The organism is Moorena sp. SIO4A1 (assembly GCF_010672065.1).
Lineage (GTDB): Bacteria > Cyanobacteriota > Cyanobacteriia > Cyanobacteriales > Coleofasciculaceae > Moorena.
In genome coordinates, this window is record NZ_JAAHHX010000076.1 from 20718 (window position 1) to 29524 (window position 8807).

Consider the following 8807-nt stretch of genomic DNA (forward strand, 5'->3'; position numbering starts at 1 on the left):
GCAGCCAGTAAAGCAGTTTTTCGTCCCAGTTAGGAATAGTTTTTTTCCTAAACCCTAGAGGTTTGGCGAAGGATAAAGTAGACTTTGCAAATCCAGAGTAAAATCCTTCACCTATTCTTCCTGGATCAACTCTCTAGTGCCAAATTTCTTGATGCAATGATTGGTTGTTGAAACCAACCTAGTTGTATTTAATAAGATAACTATATAAATTCCTGCTGTCTCGCCATTGTGGCCCAAAGGTTTGTTTAAGGTTAACAAGTTTAAGGTTAACAAGTTTAAGGTTAACAGGTTGAAGGTTAATAGGTTGAAGGTTAATAGGTTGAAGGTTAACAAGTTGTTCGCGTAGCGTGGCCAAAGGCCAAGGTTAACAGGTTGAAGGTTAATAGGTTGAAGGTTAACCGGTTGTTAGCCCTTGGCATCCCTTGTAGGGTAGGTTGAAAGTTATTCACTGTTGAGGGAACAGGGAACAGGGAACAGGGAACAGGGAACAGGGAACAGAGGGTTCACAACTGGAAGATTAGAACCTCCAACCTGCAACCTTAAACCTTCAACAACCTCCAACCTTGGCCAAAAGGCCACGCTACGCGAACAACCTTCAATCTTCAACCTCCAACCTTCAACCTCCAACCTTCAACCTTCAACCTCCAACCTCCAACAACCTTCAACCTTCAACAACCTCCAACCTTCAACCTTCAACAACCTTCAACCTCCAACCTCCAACCTCCAACCTCCAACCTTCAACCTTCAACCTTCAACCTTCAACAACCTTCCACCTCCAACCTCCAACCTCCAATCCAAATAGCGTTAAATCTTGCAAGTTAAATCACCAGTCTTTTGGCTAAAGCGTAGGTTTTCGCCATAGTCCACCGGACAATCAATCACTGCAGGCACATCTTGAGCTAATGCTTCTTCTAGGATAGGAATCAACTCATCCACTGAATTGACACGATAGCCTTTTAGTCCCATACTTTCAGCAAATTTGACAAAATCTGGATTGCCAAAATTCACGAAAGCCGACTCACCAAAGTGATTTTGTTGCTTCCAATCAATCAAGCCATAGCCACCATCATTGAAAATCAGTGTCACAAAGGCAGTCCCTACTCTTAGTGCTGTTTCAAGTTCCTGGCAATTCATCATAAAGCCCCCATCACCAGTGACTGCCACGATATTCCGATCCGGATAAACCAGCTTAGCCGCTAGTGCTCCTGGCAAAGCAATCCCCATCGCTGCGAAACCATTAGAAATGATACAGGTATTGGGACAATCACAATGATACTGACGAGCCATCCACATCTTGTGAGCTCCTACATCAGAGATCACAATATCTTCTGGTTCCATGACTTGGCGTAGGTCATAGATCAGTTTTTGGGGCTTGATAGGAAAGCCTTCATCATTAGCATACTGTTCGTAGTCCTCTCGGATTTCCGACCGAAGTTCAGCAGCGGATGGTATCGGTTTACCTTCCCGGTCTCCCTGCTTCATAATTTCCTTAAGAGAGTCAGAAATATCCCCTACTACCTCCACTAAAGGAATGTAGCTTTTATCAATTTCTGCTGGACTGGCACCGATATGAATAATAGGAATCTTGCCCTCTGGATTCCACTTTTTGGGAGAATATTCAATCAAATCATATCCCACCGCAATCACCAAATCCGATTGCTCAAAAGCACAGGTGATGTGGTCCCGTTGTTGTAATCCAAGGGTCCACAAGGCCAGGGGATGAGTGTAAGGAATACACCCTTTACCCATGAAGCTATTGACCACTGGAATATTCATCCGGGTGGCAAATTCGGTTAAGGCTTCAGCAGCACCAGCACGAATTGTGCCATTACCCGCCAAGATTAGGGGATTTTTCGCCTTAGAAATTGCCACAGCTGCCTTACCCAAACTACGGAAAGACGCAAAGGTTTTTTCCCGACCATCTTTGCCTAGGGATTGGCTATTGACTGGCATAGCCGCAATGTTTTCTGGCAAATCTATGTGTACCGCTCCTGGTTTTTCGGTCTGAGCGAGTTTAAACGCTTTACGGACAATTTCTGCTGTCGTATCAGGGCGAACAATTTGCCGGTTCCACTTAGTCACTGGAGCAAACATTGCCACCAAATCCAAGTACTGGTGGGACTCAATATGCATCCGGTCCGTTCCCACCTGACCAGTGATGGCCACTAGGGGTGCTCCATCCAAATTGGCATCAGCAACCCCAGTCATTAAGTTAGTTGCCCCTGGACCGAGGGTAGACAGGCAAACTCCAGCCTTTCCTGTCAGCCGTCCGTAAACGTCTGCCATAAAGGCTGCTCCCTGTTCATGACGAGTGGTAATAAATTGAATTGAAGAATGTCTGAGAGCTTCTAGAACATGGAGATTTTCTTCTCCAGGTAGTCCAAAAACGTACTCGACTCCTTCGTTTTCTAAGCAATGTACCAATAGTTCAGCGGTATTCATGTCACCCATATCTAATCATCCCTGGTATATAGGTTTTTGGTATCAAAATAATCTTTGATTGTAAAAAATAATTTTTAGATTTATTTTGAGATTCCTTTTTAGCTTTTTCTATTAGCTTTCGTCCATATTTGTTATTAGTTCATGACAAAAGATTTAGCATTTGATATCCGGTGTATGCCAATTTATCAGAAGTTAAGTGGGGTTGGGGCAATGTTAAAGTAGCTTTTGATAAGCTTTTGATAACCATGAAAGAAGCAGAGTACTGAGTTGTATGGCAATTCTGGCTTCTATCTGGGTAACTTTAATAAAAGTTAACAGTAAAAAGTTGATATAAAAAAGTTAAAAATGTTACCTAAAAACTTTTTATTTTCCCCTTCACCAGCACCACAGGGATAGAGACGGATACACAGATAGCTTCACCAACAAGGTAAATTTTAAGAATAGTGCTGAGTCCTGATTCCTGATTCCTGAGTCGGAGAATCCGTCAGTAGTAACTGTCACTGTTCAGGATTTAAATAGAATTGCTATAGGCTAATGGTTGTAAGCATTCAGCAGTCAGCCGTCAGCTGTCAGCTTATTTTATTCAAAAGTACCTCAACTAGTGTGGCACAGGCTTCGACGCTGGGACTTGACCCATAAGCACGGCTGATAGCACCTCAAGTAGCACCTCAAGTAGCGCATAGGCTGATAGCTGATAGCTGATAGCACCTCAAGCAGCGTGCGCATAGCGCATATGCTTACTAATGGTTTTAGCCTAATACCTAGAATTTTTACTTCACCCAAACAGTTTTGATGTTTACGAACTCATGTATCCCTTGAATGCTTAGTTCTCGCCCATACCCAGAACGTTTGATCCCACCGAAGGGTAAACGGGGGTCGGATTTGACTAAGCCATTGATAAAAACTGCTCCAGCTTCAAGTTCATCAATCAGCCTGGGGATTTGCTCCTCATTGGTTGTCCAGGCACTGGCTCCTAATCCAAATACTGTGGAATTGGCAAGCTTAATAGCAGCATCAATATCCGGAACTCTAAACAATAGGGCAACAGGGCCAAAAAATTCTTCGTTATCAGCTGGAGTGCCTGGTGGGAAGTCAGTTAGAATTGTGGGGGGGTAGAAGTTACCAGCGCGATCGCTTAAAGGATGGCCACCGATAAGAACCTTTGCCCCTTGTTCAATGCAGGCTTGTACCTGTTGGTCTAAGTCTCTAAGAATACCAGGGGTTGCCAACGGACCAATATCGGTATCTTCCGCCATGGGATCTCCCACTTTCAGGGCTTGGAATTTGTGCAGTAGACGTTGCTGAAATTCATCGGCTACTGCGTCCACCACAATAAACCGTTTCGCTGCAATACACGATTGACCGTTATTGAGCATCCTAGCAGTCACACCCGTAGTAGCTGCTGCTTCTAAATCGGCACTTTCTAGGACAATAAACGGGTCACTTCCCCCTAGTTCCAGGACAGTTTTCTTGATTTGTGTCCCAGCCGCAGCCGCTAAAGCAGCTCCTGCTAGCTCACTACCAGTTAGGGTGGCAGCTTTGACCCGTGGATCCTGAATTACTGGCTCTACTTGGTCAGCACCAATCAGTAAGGTCTGAAACACCCCTTCCGGAAATCCTGCTTCAGCAAAGATTTGCTCAATGGCTAAGGCGCATTGAGGCACATTAGAGGCATGTTTGAGCAACCCCACATTTCCCGCCATCAATGCTGGAGCAGCAAAACGGAAGACTTGCCAAAATGGAAAATTCCAGGGCATGACTGCTAGAATTACTCCTAGAGGTTGGTAGCGCACAAAGCTTTGGGTGGCATCGGTAGAGGCTGGGACATCTGCGAGGAATTCAGCTGCGTGTTCAGCGTAGTACCGACAAACCAAAGCACATTTTTGCGCTTCTGCGATCGCACTTTTGAGGGGTTTTCCCATCTCCGTGGTCATCAGCTCGCCGAATTTGACTCGATCCCGCTCTACAATCTCCGCCGCTGCGTTTAGCCACTCTGCTCTTTGCTCCATTGATGTTTGGCAGTATTGCTCAAACGCCTCTTGGGCAATTGCTAGCTTGGTCGCAATGGACGACGGACTCTCTGGCTCAAAGGTTTTGATGGTTTCCCCGGTTGCTGGGTTAACTGTAGCGATCCCCATGGCTTCCTCCTCCCCCCAATGGGGATAGTACTTCCAATTCTTTGATTATAACTAAGTATTTACACTATGACTTATTTTTGCCAAAATGGCTTAATAGTTTGATATACTTTTAAAAAGCCTCAACCCATTGCCGAGGTAAACTACCAGTCAAGCAAGTGTTCACCTAATCTCAAGTTTTATCCTACTACCACAAAATTTATCTCACCAGTTTTTAAAACAGTTATCAACCCAATTCTATGGATTAGGGATTAGAGCTTAGGGGTTAGGGATTACAGCTTAGGGGTTAGGGATTACAGCTTAGGGTAATGGTGTCAGGTATTAGGTATTAGTTAAAACAGGGGCATTTGATTACCTCCTTGCTAAAAAAGGCGCGCTTCATAGGCTTATCATAATACCCTTAGCCATTAAACCTAGATCCTAGAACCTTAAATTAGTAGTTTTATAATTTAGATTATACTCTGATATAGAAACTAATGACGAGAGCTAGATTGTGCCGTATTTAATTGCTAAATCAGAGCCGAATAACCAAGAAAGTTATAAATTGAGCAGTGGAGCCAATACCATAGGACGGGAAATAAATAATAGTATTACCGTAATTCATAAAAGTCTTTCCCGTCATCATGCTCAGGTCACACTCACGAATGATCGGGTTATCCTAAAAGACTTAGGTAGCCTAAATCACACGTTTGTTAATGACGCCAAAATTGACCAGTGTGAGCTCAAAGACGGAGACTTAATACGTCTGGGCAGTGTAATCTTTGAATTTGTGAGTGATGATGGCAGAATCACCCCAAATATCTTGAAGGATAATGATTCCAACTTTTCGATTGTCAGCAGGTTATCCCCAGAACAAACCCGTGTCGAAATTCAGGAATTACTGCACCATGACAGTTTAACTTATAAAGGCTCAGCCCTGAAGCTGCGAGAGCAAGATACAGGTCAACGCTCAGTAGACAAGTTAAAAATCTTATTGGAGGTGAGTAAGCAACTTTCCTCTCCCGATGAGCCTGATCACTTGTTGAGAAAAATTCTTGACCTGCTGTTCGAGATTATGAATGTAGACCGGGCAATCATCCTCATGGTTAATCAAGACACGGGAATGCTAGAGGAAAAAGCTGTCAACTCCCGAACAGGCATACCCACCCATGAGCGATTTTATAGCAAACGAATCACCAATTTCGTACACCAGAAGGGGGATGGGGTTTTAATTGCTGATGCTGCCATTGACCAACGATTCAGTAATTCCCAGTCAGTGCTCCAGCAAGAAATCCATGCCTCCATGTGCGTACCCCTAAAACCGAGAGAGGAAGTGATTGGGGTATTGTATGCGGACAATCTCTCTAGAGCCAATATTTACTCTCAAGAAGACTTGGAGTTTTTGACGGCTCTGGCTAACCAAGCTGCGATCGCAATTGACAATGCTCAACTTTACCAGAAGATGCAGGAAGAAGCAGTAATGCGGAGTAAATTTGAGCTTTTCTTTCCAGAAGCTGTGAGTAAAAAGCTCAAGGAAGAAGGCCACTTGGAAATTATAGATACCGAAGTAACCGCTCTGTTTGCCGACATCAGTAAATTTACCCAAATGTCCTCTCGGATGAAGCCACGCCAAGTGATTGAGATGCTCAATGAGTACTTCCAGGTGATGGTAGAGGATATTGTGTTTAAATACGAAGGCACTTTAGAAAAATATATTGGCGATGCCTTACTGGCTGTGTGGGGAGCCCCCTATTGCCAACCGGACGATGCTGACCGAGCCGTTCAAGCTGCGATCGCAATGCAACGGGCAGTTATTCACCTGAATCAGGATTGGTTCCAGCGGCGCAATTTAGAGATTGAAATCCACATTGGACTCAATACTGGCAAAGTCGCAGCAGGTAATATCGGTTCACAGAAGCTGATTCAATACGCTACTATCGGTGACACTACCAATGTTACTAGCCGCATCTGTAGTGCTGCTCAGGAGGGAGAGATTCTAATTTCCCAAAGCACCTTCGACAAGCTGAGGGATAAAACTCTACCGTTGGAAAAAATGTCCCCGGTTAAGGTTAAAGGTAAAGACCAGCCCCTCCAACTGTACCGCCTAGGGTGGGATACTTAATTCCAGGGAAGCTATAAAAGTTAAAGGTTGAATGTTGTTCGCGTAGCGTGGCCTTTTGGCCAAGGTTGAATGTTGAAGGTTGAAGGTTAGAGGTTACAGGTTGAAGGTTAGAGGTTACAGGTTGAAGGTTACAGGTTAGAGGTTACAGGTTACAGGTTGAAGGTTAGAGGTTACAGGTTACAGGTTACAGGTTACAGGTGATCAGGTTAGAGGTTACAGCTTAGAGGTTAGAGGTTAGAGGTTAGAGGTTACAGGTGATTAAACCTTCAACCAAACAACCTTCAACCTTGGCCAAAAGGCCACGGGTGCGCGTTCAACCTGCAACCAAACCACCTTGGCCAAAAGGCCACGGGTGCGCGTTCAACCTTCAACCTTCAACCTTCAACCAAACAACCTTCAACCTTCAACCAAACCACCTTCAACCTTCAACCAAACCACCTTCAACCTTCAACCAAACCACCTTCAACCAAACCACCTTCAACCAAACCACCTTCAACCAAACCACCTTCAACCAAACCACCAAACCACCATCTGGTCAAGTTGGAAACCCAAAATCCAAATAGCCCTTTAAAATATCATGTGTATAACTTGTTGTGTCATGGTTGGTGCATAAATTGGCACGGCTCAGCCGATAAGTAAATATAGATACCTAGCCAAAATTGACTGTTGCTAGAACTCTACTGATTCGATGCCTAAGTCCTGTACCAGCTAATTCAGATGAGTCTGTGCATTAATCCCAACTGCTCAAATCCCCGCAACCCTGACAGTAAACTATTCTGTCAGAGTTGTAATTCTGAGTTGTTGCTGGAAGGGCGCTATCGAGTGATCAGTCAACTGGGAAGTGGCGGTTTTGGCAAAACCTATGAAATTGTTGATCCTCAAGGCAACCCTAGAGTCCTGAAAGTTCTAATTAAGAATAGTCCCAAGTATATTGAACTATTCCAAAGAGAAGCCGAAGTTCTCGCCCGACTAGAGAATAGTGGCATTCCCAAAGTAGAACCTGATGCCTACTTCACAGTCCACCCCAGAGACAGGGACGAGCCAGTTCATTGTCTGGTGATGGAAAAGATTCAAGGATTGAATCTAAAGCAATACATCCAAAAGCGGGGTGCTCCCATTGACCAGAAAATTGCCATTCGGTGGCTGATCCAGCTAGCTGCCATCTTACAGGCAGTACACAGTCATAACTTTTTCCATCGGGATATCAAGCCCTCTAACATTATGCTCAGGACAGATGGACAACTGGTGTTAATTGACTTTGGCACTGCCCGGGAAATTACAGGTACCTTTGTGACCAAAAAAGCCACTGGTATGGTAACAGGGGTAGTTTCCGCAGGGTATACACCACTAGAGCAGCTTAACGGTCAGGCAGTCCCCCAATCAGACTTTTTTGCTTTGGGGCGCACCTTTGTTTATCTACTCACTGGTCAAGACCCGAGTAAATTTTATGAATCCTATAATGATGAGTTAAGCTGGCACGACAGTGTTCTGAATATTTTGCCACAACTGGCAGATTTCCTCGACTATCTGATGGCTCGTTTACCCAATCAGCGTCCCCAAACTGCTGAAGAAATTTATCAGCAGTTAGTAGATATTAACAATGCGTTGTATCCCACCAAGATACCTTTCCATACCAAAACTAGCCAAGCCTCCAAAGAAACAAAAAGCCATAAGTCAAGAATCAGTAATGGTTCTTCCCCAAGACGGCCAGCCAGTACAACTCAACCCTGGGTTAGTCCTACACCACTGCCAATTTCTTCTGCCCCTAATCGGAATAGTAATTTACTAGACCCCAATTTTGTAGCTCTTTGCCAACAGGAACTCGCTGAGTTAATTGGCCCGATGGCTACCATTGTCTGCCAGCGTACTCTTGTCCAGCATCCTAACTCTTCCGCCCAAGAATTTGTAAAAGCTTTATCTCAACAAATTCCCAATCAAAAATATGCCCAAGACTTTCAACGGCGTTTAATGTCATCGGGTCAGTTATAGCGCTACGCTTAGCGTCAGAAGTCAGAAGTCAGTGCGGCTTGTTCCTACTAGGAGCCTCTAGAAAATAGAGGGGTATGAGTAGGGGACTTCGCGAGGAACAAAAACCTCAAAAGTCTAACTGTCTAACGGATGCGGGTGAA

At 44.5% G+C, this 8807-nt stretch carries 8 protein-coding genes; 4 read left to right on the top strand and 4 right to left on the bottom strand.

Translation table 11 applies throughout. The features are described 5' to 3' along the window. Positions 1-178: 178 nt before the first annotated feature. Entirely contained in the window at positions 179-355 is a 177-nt protein-coding gene (locus tag F6K53_RS30455) for a hypothetical protein (protein WP_293018977.1), read from the bottom strand. Further along, a complete protein-coding gene (locus F6K53_RS30460) occupies positions 327-449 on the bottom strand; it encodes a hypothetical protein (RefSeq protein WP_293018978.1) in 123 nt (40 codons plus the stop codon). Before F6K53_RS30460 ends, F6K53_RS30455 begins: the two co-directional genes overlap by 29 nt. A 2-nt stretch (positions 450-451) precedes the next feature. Here F6K53_RS30460 and F6K53_RS30465 point away from each other — a divergent pair, with 2 nt between their 5' ends. Beyond that, positions 452-802: a hypothetical protein gene (locus tag F6K53_RS30465; protein WP_293083231.1), complete on the top strand. Its 351-nt coding sequence runs from the start codon at positions 452-454 to the stop codon at positions 800-802. 2 nt (positions 803-804) lie between these two features. Here F6K53_RS30465 and F6K53_RS30470 read toward each other — a convergent pair whose 3' ends face one another. Then, positions 805-2442 carry an acetolactate synthase large subunit gene (locus F6K53_RS30470; protein ID WP_364303878.1) on the bottom strand — a complete coding sequence of 546 codons (1638 nt, stop codon included), beginning with the start codon at positions 2440-2442 and terminating at the stop codon, positions 805-807. Positions 2443-3212: 770 nt separating this feature from the next. Beyond that, entirely contained in the window at positions 3213-4580 is a 1368-nt protein-coding gene (locus F6K53_RS30475; protein WP_293018981.1) for an NAD-dependent succinate-semialdehyde dehydrogenase, read from the bottom strand. A gap of 490 nt (positions 4581-5070) precedes the next feature. Here F6K53_RS30475 and F6K53_RS30480 point away from each other — a divergent pair, with 490 nt between their 5' ends. The 3 genes from F6K53_RS30480 to F6K53_RS30490 all read left to right on the top strand — a co-directional run bounded on the left by F6K53_RS30480 (position 5071) and on the right by F6K53_RS30490 (position 8667). Beyond that, the gene (locus tag F6K53_RS30480) at positions 5071-6678 is read left to right on the top strand and encodes an adenylate/guanylate cyclase domain-containing protein (protein ID WP_293018982.1); all 1608 of its coding nucleotides are present in this window, start codon (positions 5071-5073) and stop codon (positions 6676-6678) included. Between the two features lie 254 nt (positions 6679-6932). Beyond that, entirely contained in the window at positions 6933-7241 is a 309-nt protein-coding gene (locus F6K53_RS30485; protein ID WP_293018983.1) for a hypothetical protein, read from the top strand. Positions 7242-7395: 154 nt separating this feature from the next. Then, positions 7396-8667 (top strand): serine/threonine-protein kinase, encoded by a 1272-nt coding sequence (locus F6K53_RS30490; RefSeq protein WP_293018984.1) that lies wholly within the window; start codon positions 7396-7398, stop codon positions 8665-8667. Positions 8668-8807 lie beyond the last annotated feature (140 nt).